Annotated in this window: 17 protein-coding genes; all 17 read right to left on the reverse strand. The window is 35.3% G+C overall.

What is annotated here, in order from left to right:
* Positions 1 to 8: 8 nt before the first annotated feature.
* Entirely contained in the window at positions 9 to 1,427 is a 1,419-nt protein-coding gene (locus tag BST91_RS09890; protein ID WP_157546947.1) for a glycosyltransferase 87 family protein, read from the reverse strand.
* Entirely contained in the window at positions 1,427 to 2,920 is a 1,494-nt protein-coding gene (locus tag BST91_RS09895) for a cellulose synthase family protein (RefSeq protein ID WP_085775289.1), read from the reverse strand. The genes BST91_RS09890 and BST91_RS09895 overlap by 1 nt, the downstream gene beginning before the upstream one ends.
* A complete protein-coding gene (locus BST91_RS09900; protein WP_085775290.1) occupies positions 2,917 to 3,618 on the reverse strand; it encodes a glycosyltransferase family 2 protein in 702 nt (233 codons plus the stop codon). The genes BST91_RS09895 and BST91_RS09900 overlap by 4 nt, the downstream gene beginning before the upstream one ends.
* 89 nt (positions 3,619 to 3,707) lie before the next feature.
* The gene (locus BST91_RS09905) at positions 3,708 to 6,470 is read right to left on the reverse strand and encodes an outer membrane beta-barrel protein (protein WP_085775291.1); all 2,763 of its coding nucleotides are present in this window, start codon (positions 6,468 to 6,470) and stop codon (positions 3,708 to 3,710) included.
* A gap of 62 nt (positions 6,471 to 6,532) precedes the next feature.
* Complete coding sequence (gene der / locus BST91_RS09910) at positions 6,533 to 7,834, reverse strand: ribosome biogenesis GTPase Der (RefSeq protein WP_042279588.1); 1,302 nt, start codon at positions 7,832 to 7,834, stop codon at positions 6,533 to 6,535.
* A 146-nt stretch (positions 7,835 to 7,980) separates the two neighbouring features.
* On the reverse strand, positions 7,981 to 8,958 hold the full coding sequence (locus tag BST91_RS09915; protein ID WP_042279586.1) for a polyprenyl synthetase family protein: 978 nt from the start codon (positions 8,956 to 8,958) through the stop codon (positions 7,981 to 7,983).
* 120 nt (positions 8,959 to 9,078) lie between these two features.
* The gene (locus BST91_RS09920) at positions 9,079 to 10,185 is read right to left on the reverse strand and encodes a T9SS type A sorting domain-containing protein (RefSeq protein WP_085775292.1); all 1,107 of its coding nucleotides are present in this window, start codon (positions 10,183 to 10,185) and stop codon (positions 9,079 to 9,081) included.
* A 107-nt stretch (positions 10,186 to 10,292) separates the two neighbouring features.
* Positions 10,293 to 11,330 carry a 23S rRNA (adenine(2503)-C(2))-methyltransferase RlmN gene (gene rlmN / locus BST91_RS09925; RefSeq protein WP_042279581.1) on the reverse strand — a complete coding sequence of 346 codons (1,038 nt, stop codon included), beginning with the start codon at positions 11,328 to 11,330 and terminating at the stop codon, positions 10,293 to 10,295.
* Between the two features lie 65 nt (positions 11,331 to 11,395).
* Positions 11,396 to 13,705 carry a T9SS type A sorting domain-containing protein gene (locus BST91_RS09930; protein WP_085775293.1) on the reverse strand — a complete coding sequence of 770 codons (2,310 nt, stop codon included), beginning with the start codon at positions 13,703 to 13,705 and terminating at the stop codon, positions 11,396 to 11,398.
* Positions 13,706 to 13,819: 114 nt separating this feature from the next.
* Entirely contained in the window at positions 13,820 to 14,872 is a 1,053-nt protein-coding gene (queA, locus tag BST91_RS09935; RefSeq protein ID WP_042279579.1) for a tRNA preQ1(34) S-adenosylmethionine ribosyltransferase-isomerase QueA, read from the reverse strand.
* A gap of 66 nt (positions 14,873 to 14,938) precedes the next feature.
* Positions 14,939 to 16,198 (reverse strand): 3-phosphoshikimate 1-carboxyvinyltransferase, encoded by a 1,260-nt coding sequence (locus BST91_RS09940; protein WP_085775294.1) that lies wholly within the window; start codon positions 16,196 to 16,198, stop codon positions 14,939 to 14,941.
* Positions 16,195 to 16,521 carry a nucleotide pyrophosphohydrolase gene (locus tag BST91_RS09945; RefSeq protein ID WP_042279574.1) on the reverse strand — a complete coding sequence of 109 codons (327 nt, stop codon included), beginning with the start codon at positions 16,519 to 16,521 and terminating at the stop codon, positions 16,195 to 16,197. Before BST91_RS09945 ends, BST91_RS09940 begins: the two co-directional genes overlap by 4 nt.
* A gap of 2 nt (positions 16,522 to 16,523) precedes the next feature.
* Entirely contained in the window at positions 16,524 to 17,018 is a 495-nt protein-coding gene (dtd, locus tag BST91_RS09950; RefSeq protein WP_085775295.1) for a D-aminoacyl-tRNA deacylase, read from the reverse strand.
* Between the two features lie 14 nt (positions 17,019 to 17,032).
* On the reverse strand, positions 17,033 to 18,040 hold the full coding sequence (gene rsgA / locus BST91_RS09955; RefSeq protein ID WP_085775296.1) for a ribosome small subunit-dependent GTPase A: 1,008 nt from the start codon (positions 18,038 to 18,040) through the stop codon (positions 17,033 to 17,035).
* Between the two features lie 66 nt (positions 18,041 to 18,106).
* Positions 18,107 to 19,192 carry a bifunctional 3-deoxy-7-phosphoheptulonate synthase/chorismate mutase type II gene (locus BST91_RS09960; protein ID WP_085775297.1) on the reverse strand — a complete coding sequence of 362 codons (1,086 nt, stop codon included), beginning with the start codon at positions 19,190 to 19,192 and terminating at the stop codon, positions 18,107 to 18,109.
* On the reverse strand, positions 19,182 to 20,045 hold the full coding sequence (locus BST91_RS09965; RefSeq protein WP_211280393.1) for a prephenate dehydrogenase: 864 nt from the start codon (positions 20,043 to 20,045) through the stop codon (positions 19,182 to 19,184). The genes BST91_RS09960 and BST91_RS09965 overlap by 11 nt, the downstream gene beginning before the upstream one ends.
* Positions 20,042 to 21,199, reverse strand: a complete 1,158-nt coding sequence (locus BST91_RS09970) for a pyridoxal phosphate-dependent aminotransferase (protein ID WP_085775298.1) — start codon at positions 21,197 to 21,199, stop codon at positions 20,042 to 20,044. The genes BST91_RS09965 and BST91_RS09970 overlap by 4 nt, the downstream gene beginning before the upstream one ends.
* Between the last annotated feature and the right edge of the window lie 201 nt (positions 21,200 to 21,400).

Below are 21,400 nucleotides of genomic sequence, written 5' to 3' on the forward strand. Positions count from 1 at the left end.
TGGATGGTTTAACGGTATAAAGATACATTTTTATTCACATTTGTTGTGTTTTCCCGATTTCGGTAGAAATAAAATAACTCGTAAATGAAATAACCTATTACAACCACATATTCAAAAGCAATCAACCCCAAATTCTCTTGATAATTGGAATTTGAATAGGCATAATAGCTTAGAAATATGAAAGCAGACCAGACGACCATGAACCTATATTTGGTAAAAACACTAAATAATAAGGGTATTACTAGATACCAAGGATGTACGGTGGTTGAAAAGAGCAAATGCAAACAAAAGGCGAACATTACACTTGTGAATAAACCAACTGGTGTGCGGTTATCTCTAAAGTATGTAATAAGTAACACACTTATTAGAGTACAAAAAGGTAGAATCTTCCCTATCGTTCCTATTGTATTGTAACCTACAAGACCATAACCTACTTCACGAACTAGATAATAAACAGAGGCATTAAATTCAAATTTACCAAACCACAAACCTACACTGTTACTGTATTTATCAAAAAGCTCAATGGACAAGAATGGTAAAAATCCTATTCCTACTACAATTAAAATGAATAAATAATAAGGGATTATTTTACTGAACTTAATTCGATTAAGTAATATAGGTAATATCAACAAAGGCATGAGTTTTAATAATATTCCATATCCCATGAATAAGGCGCTCCACCATTTTTTTAGTTTTAATAATAAGTAAAACGCTAGTAGCATAAAAAAGCCCATCACACCTTCCCAGTGTAAATTACCTGTCAACTCCACGAGGACAAAAGGGTTTAAGAAATACAACAGACTATAGTAATCAGGTTTACCCAGTTGTTTTAATAATTTAACCATGATTACAAGTGTTCCTACATCGGCTAGAATAATGAACAATCTCATAAAAATAACCGTAGCCGTTATACTTTTACCGCCTAACGCAGCCGCAACTGCAAAGAAAAACTGATTAAGCGGCGGATAGTTGGTATAATGACTAGCGCTTAAATCTCCCATGTAAGCTCTTAATACCTGGGCATTGGGGATAAAGGACGATGCCTCTCCTATGATCTCATCTGGAATATATAAATAGGGATTATATCCATTAAGCAACATATGACCATCCCATATAAATCTAAAAAAATCTTGAGAGAGATTGGGAGTCACTTCCCAAATCATTAATCTTAATAGAACTCCTACGGTTCCTATCAGGATAGTAGTTCTATGCTTTTGAAAGAGCGTTTTATCTTGATCAACTAGTTGAGAGTAAGATCTATTAAACTCCTTAAACAACCACCAAAAACAGGCTAAACCAATAAATAGTAATATATATGTAACTGTTAGTTGATAGAATTGCTTTCGCGAAAGCGTAAAGAAAAAAGCGTATAGTACGCAACATATAATGGTAGTAAGACCTAGACCGTTTTTAATACGGCGTTTCATTATTGTTTATCTGTTAAACTGCGAATAAAAACGAATCCAAACCCAATCATTAACATCAAATGGAAAGGAAGTAATCCAAAGTCTCCACCTTGATCACCTACATAAAAAGCTGCAACAATTCCAAACGCAAAATAGAGAATCAATAAAAACTCAATAATTAGATTTTTACTTAAGTTTTTTCGTAGATATTTATTGGATTTCCAATTTTTTCCTACGGCTGCTAGATTAAACTTTGGAGTGCGCACAAATTCGCTGCGTTTACCTATATGACCTTCAATAACAGCTATAGAATTATGTAATGAGAATCCCATAGCAATCGAGAAAAAGGTGAAAAACATTCCAATGTACGAAATGAAGTTTTTAAAACCACCACCATAGGTGTTTTTATACATGAACCAATAACATATAAAAAAGATAATTGAGCTGAGTACAAAAAAGCTCATTGCATAAAAGTAAGGCGCTAGGTGAGCGTAAGTATTTTTAATAAATAACATGGGAACGCTTAAAACACCTACTATAAGTACATTTAAAAACATAGTACTATTCAATAGATGTAATATACCATGGACTTTAGACTTAAAAGATAGTGACTTGTTGGTCACCACTCGTTTTGCCATTTTCCTAAAGTTTTCGGCACCGCCTTTATTCCATCTGAATTGCTGTGATCGAGCAGCACTTAAGACAATAGGTAACTCTGCTGGTGTAGTTACATCCTCTAAATATTTAAATTTCCATCCTTTGAGCTGCGCTCGATAACTTAGATCTAGATCTTCGGTTAGGGTATCTCCTTCCCAATTTCCTGCCTCGATAATGGTTTGTTTACGCCATATTCCTGCGGTACCATTAAAATTGATAAAATGTCCTTTACTATTCCTTCCAACCTGCTCTAGAGTAAAATGAGCATCGAGAGCAAATGCTTGAACTTGAGTTAAAATGGAAAAATCTCTATTCAAATGACCCCAACGAGTTTGAACTACTCCTATTTCAGGATTTTTAAAATAGATAACGGTTTTTTTAAGCCAATCAGACTCTGGCAAGAAGTCTGCGTCGAAAATCGCTATGAATTCACCTTTTGCGATTTCTAAACCTTCTTTGAGAGCTCCTGCTTTAAATCCAACACGATTTGTTCTAGTGATGTGTTTAATATCTAATCCAGTTGCAGCTAGTTTATCAACATGTGCTGCAGTGGTTTTAACTGTCTCATCCGTAGAATCATCTAATACTTGAATCTCTAACTTATGTCTAGGATAATCCATTAAAGCAATATTATCTAGCAATCGCTCCATAACGTAAGCTTCGTTAAAAACTGGTAACTGTATGGTTACAAATGGAACCTCGGCAGTGTTTGTCATATCAAAAACGGGATCGTTATCTGTTTGATTTTTACGGGCTTTTAAGTAGTTAACCAGTAGATTGAGTTGCGCAAAAGCATAAAGCATAATTAATATTAATGCTATAGAATAAATCACAATACATATCCACTCAAAAATCATTTCCTAATACCGTATTTAAAAATCCACGTTAAAATTTTAACGCCTGCAAAGATAGCACCTTTAACAGTACCTGACACCTTTGACACTCCTATTCTATTGCGGTACTTCATAGGAATCTCACAATAGGTATATTTATTCTTTAGAGCCTTAAGCTGTAATTCTACAGTCCAACCGTAAGTTTTATCCTGCATATTCAAGGCTAATAGCTTATCATATTTAATAGCTCTAAACGGGCCAAGGTCTGTAAATTTACTTGCAAACATCCATTTCATAAGGGTAGTTGCCAGCCAATTTCCAAATATTTGAGGTAGTGTCATACTTCCCTTTTCACGTAAATGTGAAACCCTAGCTCCAATTACTACATCAATATCGTCGTTTATTATAGGATTCACTAGCTCAATTAATTGTTCTGGATAATCACTATAGTCACCATCTAAAAAAACTATAATATCTGTGCGCTCATTTAATTGCGCGATGTAGTCCATTGCTTTTAAACATGCATTTCCGTAGCCAGGATTTGGCTCCTCAACCACAGTAGCACCAGCATTTCTAGCAACTAGGACGGTATCATCGCTTGAGTTGTTACTACAAACGACAACTTCTGTCACAATTTTTGGAATATCTTTTATCACATGACCTATCGAATCTTGTTCATTGTAGGCAGGAATAATTACTCGTATGATAGGGAAACGTTGCAGGGCTTATTATTTAACCGCGCAAGTTAATCAATAACCCAATAATATACTGTGATAACTTAGTACCATATTTTATTTATGGTACTTAGTTATCAATCCATAAAAATGATTGAATTCTCCGGTTTCTTCTTAGTAAAAGTTGAAAGTTTATAAGTAAAACTAAACATGAAGTATTGTTGTAATACTAAAGTATTAGTATCCTGAACATAATCACTAGCTACAGTTCTTCTTGTACCTATTACTTGATTGAGAATATCATAGGCTTTAACTTTAAAATTAGCCTTATCATTTGCAAACGAGTAACCTAAGCTACCTATTAGAATCAAGGAATCATCATCAAACCCAGCTTCTATATTCCCAAACTTATTATACTCACCTCTTAGCCCAAAAGTGACCTTTTTAGGCCAGTATGTAGTTAGGTCAATTGATACTTGTTGATTAGTAAAATCTTGCTCTTGAAATGGCGCGTTATCAAATTTAGTTTTATTAAAACTAGGATCATAGGACAATTTTACGTCCAATAAATCATCAATATCATAACTCACATATACTCTAGGGTTAATTCTTGTACTTTTTGTAGTAAATAGGATATTCTGTGTAAAACCTTTGTTCTCATCATAACCTACATCAAGACCTGATCCTACTTTAATTTTTGAATTGTCTTTTTTCCAACTTTTGCTGTAACTCACATAAACATATGAATTAAACACACCATCAACATTGGTATAAGTTGTCGTCCTAATCAGATCTTCATCTGTTATGGTACTTGCTACAACTCTATCGTTTACAAAGTTTAAAGATCCACCGGCATATAATCCAGATTGCTCTTTCCAGTTATAATCGCTATAGTAGAAATTCACACGATTATTTTTTATGGCATTCAAATCCGGATTACCTATTATAATGTTTTGAGGGTTTGTTCTATCTTCAGCAGGCTGTAATTGATTTGCTGCTGGTAGACTAATATCATTCCTAAAGCTTAAACTTAGATAACCATTTTCTCCAAAACTTTTAGTAATCCTGGCGTTCAAATAAGGATTAGTAAATTCTTTTTCAAAGTCAAATGATCTTAGACCATCATTATTATTTAAACTTTGTCGTATCAAACCCGTAGAAAGATTCAATCTGTATTTGCCCAACTTATATCTTCCTCCTAATACGGCCCGTTGTTCCAAGGTATTAATTTCCTGATCAGTACTTTGTGCTTGATTAAATAAATTAGTACCCGAATCTCTATCAAATACGCTTCGTATATTTTCCTGATTTTGATTCCTATAGGTATACTCAGTAAAAAAGCTTAAAGAGTCATGAACCTTATAATTAATCTTGGGTGCTATTCTATATGACCTGATGTTATTTTCCTGATCAATTAGTTGATTTTGGATTTCAGTGCTAGGTGAAGTTCCAAAAGTGTTCCGTGTACTATTAAAATCATTTAGATTGTCAGAATTATTCAAGGACAAATTACCACTAGCTGAAAAACTCCATTTTTTGCCTAAAGTTCCTCTAAAAACATAAAAGTTCCCGCTGAAATTTGTTGACTCAGAATCATTGGAGCTTAAAGTTTCCACGTCATTAATTATACTTCCATCGGGATTTGACGCAATCGAATTACTACTAGAATTACTTTGATTTTGACTCGAATTAAATTCAGGTGTAAAAGTTATAGTCGTTAGAGTATCTGGCCTAACTTTTAACTCTGCTCGCATTCTGTGATTAAAACCGTCTGATCTAGAATCATTTGAGGAATTATTGATAAAACTACGATCAGGTAAAAAGGTTTCTCTTCTCGATTGGGTGGCGCTTATAGTTTCACTGCCTCCGTAAAAATAATTTGCACTTAATTCTACCTTCTTACCCCAATCATTAGAAATATTGATTCCGCCACTTTGACTCGTAGTAATACCATCACCACTACCACCGAAGTTGAATCCATTAACACCAAAGGAACCGTTTGAACTTCTGGATATTGAGAATGCCTGACTTCCCATTGCATCAAACACTTCATCAAAGCTAAAACCAGGTGAATTTATATTGTTACCAGCTCCTAGTACACTAATACGAAGATCCTTGTTAAAATAATTAGCAATACCACTCAAGGAGTATCGTTCATCAGTTCCAGCGCCAGCAGTGAATCTAGAGAAAAAACCTTTGTTCTTATCTTCAGCAATGACAACGTTAATTTCTGCCTCATTGTTATCACTTTTCTCTTTGAGAATTTTTTGTTCTTCTGTCTTAGATTCAGTTACTTGAATTTTATCAATAATCTCCTTAGGTAAATTCTTAAGTGCAATTTTGGGATCACTCCCAAAAAACTCCTTTCCGTTTACTAATAATTTATTGACCTTTTTACCATTTACCTTTATGGTGCCATCTTTATCTATTTCTACACCTGGTAATTTTTCTAGTAAATCCTCTAGTGTAGCGTTTTCTTTTGATTTGAATGATCCAGCATTAAACTCTAAGGTATCTTGTTTAATTCGAATAGGCGCAGCTTTGGCTTTTACAAGCACACCTTCTAATTCTTCTACTTGATTGCTTAAAGAGATTTGTCCTAAGTCTATTTCCCGATTATCCTTTATAAAGAGCTCTTTTCTGAATTCTTTATACCCTTGATACGAGGCGTAAAATACTAGACTATCGATACTTGTGTTACCACTTATAGTAAATGCACCATTTTCATCAGTTATCGAGTAGGCAATTAAGGTAGCGTCTTTTTTAGCTTCAGCAAATACGGTTGCACTTTGTAAACCTGTATTTGACAAGGAGTCCAATACAACTCCTTTAATTTCTATTTTTTGGGCAAATAGAACTGCACTGGTCATCAATACCAGCGTAAATAGCAAATTTTTCATGATTGGTTAGTTTCATAGCAAATGTAATTTACAAACGAAAACTAATACAATCTATTGCCCTTTTATTTTTTCCTCATGTAAACGCTTACTGGAACTCCTGTAAAATCAAAATGTTCTCTCAACTGATTTTCCAGATATCTTTTGTAAGGCTCTCTTACATATTGTGGTAAATTACAAAAGAAGGCAAATTGGGGTTGTGGAGTTGGTAATTGGGTTACAAACTTGATTTTAACATATTTCCCTTTGGTTGAAGGCGGTGGTCTGTTCTCAATGATAGGCAACATAACCTCATTAAGTTTGCTTGTTTTTATTTTCTTTGACCTGTTTTTATAGACCTCTACAGCAGTTTCAATCGCTTTGTAAATTCTCTGTTTGTTTAAAACCGACATAAAAACAATAGGAACATCAGTAAAAGGTTCCATCTCACGGCGAATTTGAGCTTCAAAATCTCGCATCGTGTTAGTTTCCTTTTCTACAAGATCCCATTTATTCACAAGAATAACTATCCCTTTTCTATTACGTTCTGCAAGCCAAAAAATATTTTGAACCTGACCGTCAAAGCCTCTTGTTGCATCTAAAACGAGTAAACAAACATCACAATGCTCTATAGCCCTTACACTACGCATAACGCTATAAAACTCAAGATCTTCCTTAACCTTCTTTTTACGTCGTATTCCAGCAGTATCTACCAGATTAAACTCAAAACCAAATCTATTGTATTTTGTATCGATAGAATCACGAGTTGTTCCTGCGATATCAGTCACTATATACCGATCTTCACCTATTAGAGCGTTAATGAAGGATGATTTACCTGCATTTGGTCTACCTACAACGGCAAAACGAGGTAATTCTTCCTCTTCAATTTCTTCCTTTTCTGGCAACTTTTCAACTATAGCATCTAGTAATTCACCTGTACCACTACCATTTATACTAGAGATATTGAAATAATCACCTAGACCTAAATTGTAAAATTCATACGCATCTTGAATGCGCTGTACGTTGTCTACTTTATTTACTACAAGAAATATAGGTTTTGTAACTTTTCTAAGAATTTTTGCAACATCCTCATCCATACTGGTAATTCCATCTTCGGCATCTACCATGAAAATGACCGCATCAGCCTCATCAATTGCAAGCTCTACCTGCTTATCAATTTCCGCTTCAAAAACATCGTCGCTACCTATTACATATCCACCTGTATCAATTACAGAAAACTCACGGCCATTCCAGTCGGTTTTACCATAATGCCTGTCGCGAGTCACACCACTTACGGCATCGGTAATGGCTTCTCTACGCTGTATTAATCTATTAAAAAAGGTAGATTTTCCTACATTCGGTCTTCCTACAATCGCAACTATACTCATCTCTTGTTTTTAGCATTTGCAAAGGTACTCATTTTAATAGAGTAACCTATTAGTATGAAAAGGTATACCTACTTAAATGTAGTATGATTTTTTAAAAAAAGGATAATTTGAATTACGCTTTCGCGAAAGCGTAAAAAGCTTCATGCTTATTTTTTACGATCAATCACATAATCTACCATCATGCGTAAAGACTGTTTATACTCAGAATCTGGATAAGTGTTTAAAATCTCCAGAGCTGCATTCTTGTATTGATACATGGCTTTTATGGCATAATCCAGACCGCCATGATCTTTGACAAATTGAATCACTTCTCTTACTCTTTTTTTATCACGGTTGTGGCGTTTAACCGAATTGATAAGCCATTTGCGCTTGTCTGCACTACAAGTATTTAATGTGTGAATAAGTGGCAAGGTCATCTTTTGTTCCTTAATATCGATTCCCGTAGGTTTCCCTATACGCTCGTTCCCATAATCAAAAAGGTCGTCCTTGATTTGAAAAGCAGTTCCTATAAGTTCACCAAACTTGAGCATTTTCTCAACATGGTCGCTTGATGGGGCTACGGCACATGCTCCTAGACTACAACATGCAGCTATTAAGGTAGCGGTTTTCTTTTTAATTATATCGTAATAAACCTCTTCGGTAATATCAAGACGTCTTGCTTTTTCTATCTGTAAGAGCTCGCCCTCACTCATTTCTCTCACAGCTACACTGATTATTTTAAGCAAATCAAAATCCTCGTTATCAATACTCAATAACAATCCTTTGCTCAATAAATAATCACCTACTAGAACTGCAATTTTATTTTTCCACAGAGCATTTACCGAAAAGAAACCACGTCTTTTCAGGCTATCATCCACCACATCATCATGAACTAGCGTTGCGGTATGAATAAGTTCGATTACCGCGGCACCTCTATAAGTACGTTCGTTTACTTGTCCACCACCTATCATCTTGGCCACCAGAAAAACAAACATGGGTCTCATTTGTTTTCCTTTACGGTTTACAATAAAATGAGTAATCCTATTGAGCAAAGGAATACGAGATGCCATAGAAAGCCTGAACTTTTGCTCAAAAAGTTCCATTTCATGACCTATGGGTTGTTTAATTTGCTCAACAATCTTCATGTGATGCAAATATAAGATTGTTAGTTATGAAACTATCAATTAATTGCTCTTCAAAAAAATAAAGGTGCTGTTTGAAAACAAACAACACCTTTAGAGATTGTAACTAACTTTTATAGTAAGTTATTCTTTAACTATCTTTCTTGTAATACTAGAATTTTCACCAATCACTTTCAACAAATAAACTCCTTTTGAAAGAGACCTTATATCTAATTGTATTTCATTTGAGAAGTTTTCTTTAGTCAATACCTCTCTACCATTCATATCATATAAAGCTACTGAATTTATATCGTTTGTAGATGAACTAATATTCAATAAATCTTGAGCTGGATTTGGAAATACCACTAGCTCAGTACCCAAAGTGTTCGTATCATTACTAAGAATACTGTTTGGTCTTGCAGTAACAGTGTAATCATCAATAACAATCGTTGAGGCTGAAGAATTTCCATCACCAGAAAATCCAAACACCTGATTAAATACAGGTAACTGTCCTGGTATCATAAAATTAGCACTATCAAAACTTGCTACAGTTCCACCATTCAAATCAGTCGCCCAGATGTATTCACCAGTCACCGAATTATAGGAAAAAGTTAATGTAACCCATGTATTTGCAGGTGCAGTTAAAGCAGTTGGATTTCCCATGGTATCATTAGGACCCAGTTGAAAAAAGAAAAAACCTCTTGTTCCAGCATTATTTAACCTTCCTAATCCTGTTATCTCTCTTGTATTAAAATCGTAATCCATTGCTACTATAGAGTTTCCAGTACTCATATCAGATGGATCATCTCCAGTTACAACAAAACGATTTGTTGAAACACTAGATGTATTAGGTCCTGTAAAAAACGAAACACTAACGTCCATCACATCATTACCAGCAGTTCTAGAAGCCCAAGTAGTAGTTTGAAATCCATTTTTTAGTAATTGTCTAAATCCTCCAGTCCCATTTGGGTTTACAAGTTGAAGACCTTGTGTACCGTTATTCCCATTTGCAACAATTTGAACATTGGAATTAGCAGCGTTATTTGAAGTTTCAGGCGGCGTAGCCGTTGTGTCACCATTGGACAAACTTCTAAAATAACCTCCGGTACCAGCACCTGCAGCAAAAGTTAAATCCGCTGCCGAATGAGTATTTCCTAAGGCAAGGCCGTCATAATTTTCAACATCTAGACTTTGTGCGTAAATAAACGTTGAGCCAATTAACGCACCAATTAAAAGTAATCTTTTTTTCATAGTTCTTTGGTTTTTTTTGTAAATCGGTCTAAAAATAGCATTATTTATTGAAATATCTATCAACAAAATCAAGTTGGATTAGGTAATTTTCTATGAAAATTTAATTTTTAGGGTTTATTGGCCAATTGTCCACAGGCAGCATCAATATCCTTACCACGACTACGACGTACGTTAACAACTATACCATTAGCTTCAAGTGTCCTTTCGTACAAATTTAAGGCTTGTTGTGAGGCTTGCTCAAATCTTGGATCATCAATACTATTATATTCTATAATATTCACTTTGCACGGTATTATTTTGCAATAATCAACCAACGCATCAACATCCTCTTTTTGATCATTTATTCCTTTCCACACAACATATTCATAAGTAACCTTGGTTCCTGTTTTATTGTACCAATATTTTAAAGAGTCTGCAATATCTTCAAGAGGAAACTGTTCGTTAAAAGGCATTATTTGAGTCCTTTTTTCATCGATAGCACTGTGCAAGGAGAGTGCTAGATTGAATTTTGGCTGATCATCAGCTAGCTTTTTAATCATCTTTGGGACACCACTGGTGGATAAAGTAATCCGTTTAGGCGACATGCCTAAACCTTCGTCTCCAGTTATTTTTTCAATCGCCTTAAGAACATTATTATAATTCATCAACGGCTCTCCCATACCCATAAACACGATATTGGATAAAGGCCTATTATTATAAATTCTACTTTGTTTATCTATAGCCACTACCTGATCATAAATTTCGTCAGGATTAAGGTTACGCATTCTTTTTAATCTTGCGGTAGCGCAAAATTCACAATTAAGACTACAACCAACCTGAGAAGAAACACAAGCAGTTGTTCTTGTAGGTGTAGGTATCATTACAGATTCCACCACAAGACCATCATGTAATTTAACCGCATTTTTTATGGTCCCGTCATTACTGCGCTGCATGTGGTCAACCTTAATGTGATTGATGGTAAAATGCTCATCCATAAAGACTCTAGTAGACTTAGATAGATTTGTCATTTCATCAAACGTGTGAGCCCCTTTTTTCCATAACCATTCGTATACTTGGTTACCTCTAAAAGCTTTTTCACCATTCTCCTCAAAGAAGTTTCTTAACTCCTCTTTGGTATAAGATCTTATATCTCTCTTTTTTATCATAACAAAAACGTCTTGCAAAGGTACAATTTGCAAGACGTTTATATTGATTAATTACGTTTGATAGGTTACTTCTTTATAAGCTTTCGCGTAAGCGTAGTATCATTTACTTCAACACTTAAAAAATACATACCATTAGAAAGATTCGATAAATCCAACGTAGAGCTATTATCATCTAGAGGACCTGTTTTTATTAATTTACCAGAAAGGTTATATAACGAATATCTAGATTTCTGAGAAAATTCTATCGTGAACAGTCCAGAAGAAGGATTTGGGTATATTTTCAGGGCTTCTTCTAAAGAATCATCTACACTACTGGTATCGGTAATATTAAATTTAGTTGTTTCACTAGCGCCAAATTGGCCACCTGTTGTTATAACAACACCTGTATCTGTAGTCAGATTATAACTTCCCGCACCAAATGAACAACAAATTCCATCGCTTGCAGAATCATTTATGGTAAATGTATAACATTCACCTTGCACAATAGGAATAGTACGGCTATAAGTTGTAGCGTTTGCTGGAAGCGATCCTCTTGCTCCACTTGCAACTATAGCACCAGAACTATCCAAACATTCCCACGAAGTTTCATTTGCATAATTATCGGTTGTTATATTAAAGGTCACCATATTATTAGCTACGTAACTAGAAGTTGTATTAGAAGCAAAATTCCTTGAAACCGAATTATTAGATTGATCTTGATCAGCAGTACCGTTTGGATTTAATAGCTGTACGCTTAATCTATCATTTGAATTGGTCAAATTAAAAGAAGGCAAACTTACAGAAGAAGAAGATCCTGAAGGAATATTACCTGTCCAATTAATCGTATTAGCATTTCCATTAAAATTGTAGGCTATATCTAAAGACGTTATTGTCTGGGAACCAATATTACTTATAACTACTTCAGGCGTTACTGTATCTCCACAAACCTCAATAGGAGCATTATCTAAACCAACAGAAACATCAACTTGTAAACTAACCAAAGGAGGATATTGATCTAGCGTAATAACACCTGTACCATTAGGATCTAACCAATCTCTTAAACGTGTAGATGCTGTTGTACCCTGATCCCACGCAACGCCAAATCTTCCATATATATCAAACCCACCATTATCATTTGTTCCTACACACGCGGCAGATCCACCTGAAAGAACACCAATAACTCTACCATCTTGATCAAATAATGGTGACCCTGAAGAACCTGGCTCGGTTACACCTAAATCCCAATCTGCAATTCTCCACATTTGAGCATTACCATTACCATTGAATGAAGTTGAAGTTCTCGTTGCTCCTTGATCGTCTCGACATGCTTTTTGTATATCACCACTAGGATGATGAACACCAAAATTTAATTGAGGAGTTGCTGTTGTAGATCGGTTCCAACCGTTCCAAACTACATCTGGCGGATTGGTAGAATTAAAGAAACCAGCATCTGTAATTCTAACTAAAGTAGTATCACTACCAGAGTTATTCATAAGTAATGTCGCACCTACAGCAGTCTGATCAAAGCCTCCGTTACCACTATTTGCAGTAGTTCCACAAGATGGATTATCACTACGCCAATTAAACCTGTAAGACCAACTTGATACCTGATTACCACAGTGATTTGCCGTTAAAAATAATGGCTCTCCATTTTGAGCTGTATTGTTGACTAGCGAACCTGTACAAACTCCAGAATTCCCAACTACCATCATAGCTACACTTTTCTTAACATCTTCCTTTTTCTGATTAACGTTAAAAGGATCAGCACCTGGTGGTGTTATATCACAATCTACATCTTGATTACAGGATCCCGAGTCATTTAAAGCTTTTGCGTCTGGTGATTCTCCTATTGTTCTATAACCGTGAACTACGTTTGCGATTTCCAAAATAGATTGACCTACAACGTCTGATGGTTCATACAACTCAACCCAAACATCATCACTTTTAACTGGCCAAATCCCAATTGCGTCATTAGGATTATTTTGTAAATAAGTAAGTTCCTTTGTCCTATCAGATTGGTCATAGGCAGCAACAAATAACCTGGCACCTTTCGCTAACTTGTACCAATCAAAAAATAAATTTATCGTTTTTGCACCTGGTGACTGAATTCTAACGCGCCATACCCGATCACCATTTGGTAGATTAATATACTCACCATGAGTACCTGGGTCTATATTAGTGGCAAAATCATATCCAAATCTCCAAGGTGTACTTTTATCTAAATCATTTTTGGCATCTTCTTTAGCTAGTTTTTTAAAAGGAACACCAGTAAAAGATTCGATATTAGCCTGATAACTTCCTTCATAACTCCAAGAAAAAGGTTTTGACGAATCTTGTGCGTGACTAAACAAACTGAATATAAACACAGTTATTAATGAAAGGGGAAAATTTTTCATACTATTATTTAAAGAGGTCTTAAAAATATAATAATCAAGCTAATTATTCCGTGATAAAACAAAAAACCAGCCTATAAGGCTGGTTTTTAAGTAAATTCTTATAATTTTTATCGATTAATCAATGATTAACATTGCATCACCGTAGGTACTAAATCTGTAACCTTCTTTTAATGCGATATCATAAGCTTCCTTTAAAAAGTCATAACCAGCAAAAGCAGCTGCCTGCATCATTAAAGTAGATTTAGGAGGATGAAAGTTGGTTATCATAGCTGTTGCAATACTAAAATCATACGGTGGGAAAATAAATTTACTTGTCCAACCGTCGTATGTATTAAGGTGACCATCACTACTCACAGAACTTTCTAGTGTGCGCATCGTTGTTGTCCCAACAGCAACTACATTACGTTTATTATCGATAGCTTCATTTACAGCATCACAGGTAGCTTGTGAAATAAACGCCTGCTCGCTATCCATTTTATGCTTTGAAAGATCCTCGACCTCAACAGGAGCAAACGTACCTAATCCAATATGCATGGTAACATTTGCTACGTCAATACCTTTAATCTCCATGCGCTTTAACAAATGCTTAGAAAAGTGAAGACCAGCTACAGGTGCTGCGACAGCACCTTCATTTTGTGCAAAGATCGTTTGGTAACGTTCTTCATCATTTTCCTCTACATCACGTTCCAGTTCTCTAGGTAATGGTGTTTCTCCTAGATCTTTTAATTTCTTCCTAAATTCTTCATAGGTACCATCAAACAAAAATCTCAATGTTCTACCACGACTAGTAGTATTATCAATTACCTCAGCTACTAGACTATCATCCTCAGTAAAGTATAATTTATTACCTATTCTAATTTTACGAGCAGGATCTACTAGCACGTCCCAAAGTTTGGTAGTAGGATTAAGTTCACGCAACAAGAAAACCTCTATACGAGCACCTGTTTTCTCCTTGTTACCGTATAATCTTGCAGGAAACACCTTTGTATCGTTCATTACAAAGACATCCTTTTCATCAAAATAATCGATTACATCCTTAAAAAGTTTATGTTCTATCTTTCCAGATTTTCTGTGCAAGACCATGAGTTTAGACTCATCTCTATTTTCTTCAGGGTATTGTGCAATACGATCCTGTGGTAGATTATAACCGAAATTCGATAACTTCATTTAACTAATTTTGAATTTAATACAAATATACAATTTCGAGATAGGCCTTGTCAAGCAAAATAACTCTTAAATTTCTGTAATCGACACATTTATTGATTTTAGATGCTCATAATAGTCTGGGTAACTCTTTGTGACTACCATTGGATCATTAATTTGAACGTCAGTAAACTTGCACAATGGAGCAAATGAAAGTGCCATTCTATGATCGTGATAAGTATCAACTACAAAATCATGTAACAATTTACTGTTGTGAGGCAGAATGAGTTTTATAGAATCGGATGTGGTGTTAATTACGCTTTCGCGAAAGCGTGATCCCACTTCCTTCATTGCTTCTATCCTATCTGTTTCTTTAATTTTGAGAGTATGTAATCCTGTGACTTCAACATTTATACCTAAACCTAAACAGGTAACAAAAATAGTTTGCGCCTGATCAGGCTGCTCCGTTAAATCAAAATGAAGTTGTTGATCTATCGTATCTGAGGTCTTAGTTAAAATGAGCTTATTCCCTTCAAAACTAGTCTCTACTCCAAATTTTTTATAAATATCCTGTAGTTTACTATCGCCCTGCATAGAATCGTTGTAGAAGGATTCTAAGGAAATTTTATACCCAATGTTTTGAAAAGCGACCCAAGTATACCAATATCCAGTGCTACTCCAATCTGATTCAACTGTTTGAGATAGTTTATCAACGTTTTTTATAGGTTGAATACTTATTTTTTCAACATTATCATCAAAATTCTCGTCCCATTGGATATCACACCCTATTTTTTTTAAAATAGACAAGGTCATTTCTATATAAGGTCTAGAGGTAACCTCACCTATAAGTTCGATTTCAAGACCGTTTTCTAACACCGGAGCAATTAAGCATAAAGCCGTTATATATTGACTACTTACATTTGCTTGTAAGGTTACTGTTCCTCCTTTTAGTTTCTTTCCTATAACTTCAAGAGGTGGATATCCTTCCTTATTTAGGTACGTAATTTGAGCTCCAATAGATTGTAATGCGTTAACCAAAATTCCTATTGGCCTCTCTTTCATACGATCACTACCTGTGATCACTACCGACTTACCTGCTTGAGAAGCGAATAACGCAGTTCCAAAACGCATAGCCGTTCCCGCATGACCTATATCTAAAATATGCTCTGTAGAATCTAGTGCCTTTTTTAAATAATGTGTATCATCGCTATTTGATAGGTTATTTAAAACAAGATCACTAAACAAGGATTGTAATATCAACCATCTATTACTCTCACTTTTTGATCCTGTAATTTTGAATAATTTATCAGTATCTGGATGGTCGCATTTATGTAACTTAAATGCTATCATTTTAATTTTTCATTATTATGGTGCCTATCGTGATCTCTTTCAGTCTTTATTTTTAGTTTTTTATTGAAGGCATCTTCTAGATCAGTACCGGTTTGATTTGCAAGACATAGTACAACAAATAGAACATCTGCAAGTTCCTCACCTAGATCCTTGTTTTTATCACTTTCCTTCTCACTTTGTTCACCGTATCGTCTAGCGATTATTCTAGCTACCTCACCTACTTCCTCAGTAAGTTGAGCCATATTGGTAAGTTCATTAAAATATCGAACACCGTGATTTTTAATCCACTCATCTACTTGCTGTTGTGATTGTTTAATTGACATGGTTATTTATTTTTACTATCTATTAATATCGTCACTGGGCCATCATTTATTAAGCTTATTTTCATGTCGGCGCCAAAGACTCCAGATTTTATAGGTGATGTTTTAAAGTTCGCTTTCGCGAAAGCGGAATTATCCACATCAGAATAATACGTTTTCTCCAATTCTTTTTTAAACCTTTCATATAACGGTATCGCGATATCGGGTCTTGCTGCGTTAATAAAGCTGGGGCGATTCCCTTTTTTTGTAGATGCATAAAGTGTGAACTGGGAAATCACCAAAACTTCACCAATTGTGTCAAGAAGGCTTAAGTTCATCTTACCTTTGCCATCTGAGAAAATACGCATATTAAGAATTTTCTTTACTAAATATTCAATATCCTCTTGAGTATCTAATTGTGTAATTCCTAAAAATATGAGTAAACCTTTACCTATCTCATCATGAACTTCATTATTGATAGTAACGCTAGCATGATCAACACGTTGTAATACAGCTTTCATAATAGGTAAGGCTTTTAATTTTGATATTTATCAACTCTATAGTGTTGATCGTCCTCACCAGTGATCATGCTTAAATAGCTTTGATATCTGCTTTCAAAAATCTCCCCGTTCTCTACTGCTTCTTTCACCGCGCATTTAGGCTCTTCAACATGCAAACAGTTATTGAATTTACAATTTTGTTTGAGCGCAAAAATCTCTTTGAAATAATCTCCTATTTCCTCTGGCTCCATATCTACAATTCCAAAGCCTTTTATCCCTGGCGTGTCGATCAAACGACCATCTAACTCTAGATCAAACATTTGGGCAAAAGTTGTCGTGTGTTGACCTTGTTTATGCTGTTCAGATATAATTTTTGTCTTAAGATCAAGCTGTGGTTCTATAGCATTTGCTGTGGAACTTTTACCTGCACCACTGTGACCGGCAAACATGCTAGTTTTACCCTTCATTAACTTCTTCAATTGATCAATATTTTTTCCCGTTTGTGCACTTATTGCCAGGCATTCATATCCTATAGATTTGTACATAAACATCAAATATCTTACTTGATCGAGCTCGGTCATTGTAGTCACTTCTTCACCTGTCTCTGGATCTATAGTTGCTTCTTGTTGATCATCACTATACGTATCTACTTTATTAAAAAGCAAAACTACCGGAATATCGTAAGCTTGTGCCGCAGCTAAAAACCTATCAATAAATGAGGTATAAGTAGGCGGATTATTTAAGGTCACGAGTAAGAAAACTTGATCAACATTGGCAGCGATAATATGAGTTTGTTTACTCAAATTCACCGATTTTCTAATGATATAGTTTTCTCTATCATGTATATCGTGAATGACACCTACTTCTTCATCACCCTTTTGTTCGATATCAAATTCAACTATATCGCCTACCGCAACAGGATTGGTACTTTTTATTCCTTGAATTCTAAATTTACCCTTGATTCTACAGTTATAAAATTGTTGATTTTCATGAGATTTCACCTCATACCAACTTCCTGTAGATCGATAGACCGTTCCTGTCATGTGTTTTCTTAAGTGATTTTCACAAATTTACAAGTTCACAATGTTATATCTTGTTTATAAGCTTATTTATTCTGCTTTAATCACTTTCTCTTGATGTGCAATTGATTCTTGATGTACAGCTTTGAATACCTTAAGAATGAATTCTTCACTCAGGCCTTGTTCTTCACCTAGTAAGATCATTCTTCCTAAGATCTCGTTCCACCTTTTTGATTGAAGAATTGCAACGTTACGTTCCTTTTTAAGAGCACCTATAGAGTCTGCTATTTTCATACGTCTACCCATGGTTTCAATTAAGTCTTGATCGACAACATCGATTTGAGCTCTTAATTGATTAAGCTCTTGTTTGTACACTGCTTCATCATCGCTTGTTTTTCTTATTCTCAAATCTTTAAAGATTTGTTTAAGGGTATCTGGAGTAACTTGTTGGGCCGCATCGCTCCATGCCTTATCTGGCGTGTGATGCGTTTCAATCATCAAACCATCAAAATTCAAATCAAGCGCAGTCTGTGATACATCAAATATCATATCTCGTTTACCTGTAATGTGAGAAGGGTCATTAATTAAAGGTATATCTGGAAACCTAGTTTGAAAGTCTACTGCGATTTGCCATTCTGGATTATTTCTATATTTAGATTTGTCATAAGTAGAAAATCCTCTATGAATCACTCCCAATTTATTGATACCTGCATTGTGAATACGCTCAACTGCTCCTATCCATAATGCTAAATCTGGATTGACCGGATTTTTTATAAGCACTACTTTATCTGTACCTTCCAGAGCATCGGCAATTTCTTGCACTATAAATGGACTCACTGTTGATCGGGCTCCTATCCAAAGCATGTCAATATCGTGTTCTAGTGCTAGTTCCACGTGATTGCGATTAGCTACTTCGGTTGCGGTTAATAGTCCTGTTTCTTCTTTTACTCGTTGTAACCATTTAAGACCTATTGCTCCTACTCCTTCAAAATTCCCAGGTCTTGTGCGCGGCTTCCATATACCGGCGCGGTAATAGGTCACATCACTATCTTTTAATTCATGAGCAATTTTCAAAACTTGCTCTTCAGTTTCGGCACTACATGGTCCTGCAATCACTAGTGGATGCGGTAAGTTATGGCCTTCTAACCAACTTTTAAATTCTTTCTTATTCTCCATTTTTTATTCCTTCTAATATATTTTTTATTCTATTTGTCGACTCTAACTCTTTATACATGGTAGTAGTGTCGTTGTTCATTATGCTTTCGCGAAAGCGTGATAAATTTTCTACATACCTATCTAAACTAGCTATAACGTGCTCTTTGTTCTGAGAAAAAATAGCTGTCCACATAGCTGGCGAACTTTTTGCTAGTCTTACAGTACTTTCAAAACCACTACCTGCTAGATCAAAAATATCTCGTTCACTTTCCTCTTCCTGCATAACTGTTTTACCCAGCATGAAGCTGGAGATATGGGAAAGATGTGAAACATAGGCGATATGCTTATCATGTGCGAGTGGTGTCATGTAACGCACGTTACACTTTAAAGTTTCAAAAATTTCTTTGGCTCTATTTTGTAATTTAAATTGTGTTTTCTCAATTTCACAAACAATCATGGTTTTGTCTATAAAGAGACCTTCTAAAGCCGCATCTGGACCCGAATACTCGGTTCCTGCAATAGGATGAGCTGCTAGAAATTGATGCCTGTTTTTATGATTTTCTACTGATTTACAAATGGCATTTTTTGTAGAACCCGTATCCATTACCAAGGTATTTGGCGATATACGATCTAGAATATCCTTAAGCTCATTTTCTATGGCATTTACTGGTATGGAGATTATCACCACATCCATGTTTTGCAAGTCGTTGATAGAACCTTGTTTATCAACCCAACCTAACTCAACAGCCTTGCTTAAATTCTTTGGATTAATATCAATCCCTGTACATTCTAAATTAGGCCATTTTTTCTTACAATCCCTTACTATCGAACCACCTATTAACCCGACGCCTATCACTGCTATTTTATTAATCATACGGTCATTAGTGTGCGATTCAACATTGTTTTTATTTGATCCTCGGGAACACAAAGTGAAAAACGAACATGTCCTTTACCTTCATTACCAAAAATATCTCCAGGTGCAATAAACACGTCATATCTAGCAAGAACCTCATCCACAAAGGACAATGAATCCTTTTTACCTTGTGGCAATGCACACCATAAAAACATACCACCTTCTTTATTAATAGGCCTGCAATCTAGAGATCTAGCAAATTCTTCCATCAAAACTCTTCTGGATGCATAAGTATGATTTTGCTCTTGCAACCAAGATTTCGAAGTTCTAAGAGCGGTAATTGCGCCTTGTTGAATACCGTAAAACATACCGCTATCCATATTAGTTTTGACCTTTAGAACCTGATTTATTAGCTCTTTACTCGCTATCATCATTCCCACTCGCCATCCTGCCATATTGAAAGATTTGCTTAATGAATTAAGCTCGATAATACCACTGGAAACACCTTCAATTTTCATAATACTCAATGGTCGTTCATATCCTATAAGACTGTATGGGTTATCATTTACAATGAGTATTTTATGTCTTTTACCAAAAGCAATCAATTTTTCAAAAACATCATGAGTAGCCCTAGCTCCTGTAGGCATGTGTGGATAGTTTACCCACATAATTTTTACCTTTGATAGATCTAATTTTTCTAATTGGTCAAATTCTGGTTGATAACCACACTCTTTTTTTAGAGTGTATGGTATTGCCTGAGCTTCACACAACTGAGCAACCGCGGAATAAGTTGGATAACCAGGATCAGGTACAAGAACCTGATCACCAGAATTTAAGAAAGCCAAGGAGATGTGCATAATTCCTTCCTTGCTACCCATGAGTGGTAATACTTGACCGTCGGGATTCACACACACTCCATAGTGGCTTTCATAAAATTGAGCCATAGCAGATCTTAATTCGGGAAGACCTAAATAACTCTGATATTTATTTGCATAAGGTTCTTTAACAGCCCGACTGATGGCATTAACAACCTCCTTCGGTGGCAATAAATCTGGGCTACCAATTCCTGCATTTATAACAGGCTTGCCAGATGCTACAAGTTCTCGCACTTCTTTCAATTTTTGAGAGAAGTAGTATTCTTTAACATTATTTAATCTATTTGCTGCAACTAGCATGATAATTTCTAATTTCTTATTTCACTTACTTGAGTGAAGTTTTAAAAAGTTAATCTGATTGAAAAATGACCCAATAAAAAAAGTCCTGACTTAAAAGGGTCAGGACTTAGATATATTAGATTATTTCCACACGGTCCTGTTACCCTTTTGGGTAAAAGTAATATCCGTACCAGAAATGATTGTTGTTCATAATTGGTGGTA

Source organism: Nonlabens tegetincola, assembly GCF_002117085.1.
GTDB lineage: Bacteria > Bacteroidota > Bacteroidia > Flavobacteriales > Flavobacteriaceae > Nonlabens > Nonlabens tegetincola.